A 1,592-nucleotide genomic window follows, 5' to 3' on the forward strand; every position below is an offset into this window, starting at 1 on the left:
TAAAAATTATAGAGGTAATATTCATGAAACTTCATTGGATTCAATCGTTGAAGCGTTCAAAGACGGAAATGCTCCTTATGGTGTATTTGATAATAAAGAACAGCTCGAGTCATTTCTAAGAGACTTAAAAGAAAGAGATTATGGATTATCAGTCGTTGTGTCAGGATTATATGATGTCATCAAATCGATATGTGATAAGATCGGCATTGCGCCTCATACAACTAACCACTCGCTGGGAATCTGGGGCAACACATCCCTTCTTCCCGGTGGCCCTGTGCTTGAAATAACAACCATGTGCGGTCACGGCATGGTCTCGAGATACCTTGTTGACGACCTGGTGAAAAAAATTGAAGCTAACTCTTTAACTGCAGAAAAGGCCGGTATAGAATTGGCTAAGCCGTGTCTATGCGGAATATTTAATCCCACACGAGCTGAAATGCTTCTTCGTAAGCTGACAAGCAAAGAGAAAAAGAAAGGGGAAAATACCGGGGTAAGAGGATGGGTACTTTAGTCAGTTAACATTTAACATTGATGCGAAAGGAGGAGCCTATGCGAAGGAAAATTTTTATCTATTCATTGGCTGTAGTATTTTGCGTTATCGCTGTATTGATGACGGTTGATGCGAAGGCGGCATACCCTGAAAAGACGATTGAATTTGTCGTCCATGCTCCTGCGGGCGGTGGAAGCGATTTGTTCAGCCGGACTCTGGCCAGTATCCTTGAAAAAGAAGGCCTGGTAAAGCAGAAGATTCAGGTGGTAAACCGGGAGGGTGGAGGAGGTACGATTGCGCTTAATTATCTTCATGATAGAGCGGGTGATCCGTATGTTATCAAGCAGTTCACCGCGGGTCCTCTTTCCACCCTTTTACGCGGAACAAGCAAAATGAAACTGGAAGATATCACGTTCATCAACGTGCTATGCATGGAGCCGAACCTTGCGTTCACCCGCTTTGAATCGCCTTTTAATGACATGAAAAGTGTCATTGAATATGCAAAGAAGAACCCTGAAAAGGTTTCTGTTGCATACGGCGGTGTGGGGGGGTCTGAACACATCTGTTCCCATCGAGTGGTAAAGGCGACGGGTGCGCAGTTGAACCTGGTCGGTTTTGGTGGCGGCGGACCCGCTGCCGTAGCCATTCTGGGTGGTCATGTCGATTTGGGGTTTGGAAACGCGAGTGAGCAGATGGGTCAGATCGAAGCCAAAAAAGTTAAAGCGCTGGGAACCATGACCGCACAAAGAATCCCGTTTCTTCCGGATGTGCCCACGATGAAAGAGCAGGGGATTAACGCCGTATTCGACCAGCCCAGAGGTTTTTGGGCGCCGAAGAATTTCCCGGATTATGCGTTGAAATTCTGGGAAGAGATTTTTTTCAAGCTGACCAAGACCAAAGCGTATCAGGATTATCTGAAAAGCTTATATAGCACAGAGGCCTATATGAAGCATAAAGAAGCTAAGGCATATGTCGTCGATTATCTTAAATCGTTGAAAGTAGATGTCGATGAACTTGGCGTCATTAAAAAGTAACCCCGTTAGAAAGGGCGGGGCTTTAAACCCCGTTAGAGATTCATCTCTAAACCCCGTTAGAAATCGCA

2 protein-coding genes are annotated in these 1,592 nt (G+C 45.4%); both read left to right on the plus strand.

The window, feature by feature from the left end:
• Positions 1–511: hypothetical protein (locus QME66_11340; GenBank protein MDI6809557.1), on the plus strand; the 511-nt coding region annotated here is incomplete at its 5' end.
• Between the two features lie 38 nt (positions 512–549).
• Positions 550–1,524, plus strand: a complete 975-nt coding sequence (locus QME66_11345) for a tripartite tricarboxylate transporter substrate binding protein (GenBank protein MDI6809558.1) — start codon at positions 550–552, stop codon at positions 1,522–1,524.
• The last annotated feature ends 68 nt before the right edge of the window (positions 1,525–1,592 follow it).

Source organism: Candidatus Eisenbacteria bacterium, assembly GCA_030017955.1.
Classification (GTDB): domain Bacteria; phylum Eisenbacteria; class RBG-16-71-46; order JASEGR01; family JASEGR01; genus JASEGR01.

Coding starts and splice junctions, on each gene's coding strand:
- QME66_11345 (MDI6809558.1), top strand. CDS start 550: ATGCGAAGGAAAATTTTTATCTATTCATTGGCTGTAGTATTTTGCGTT.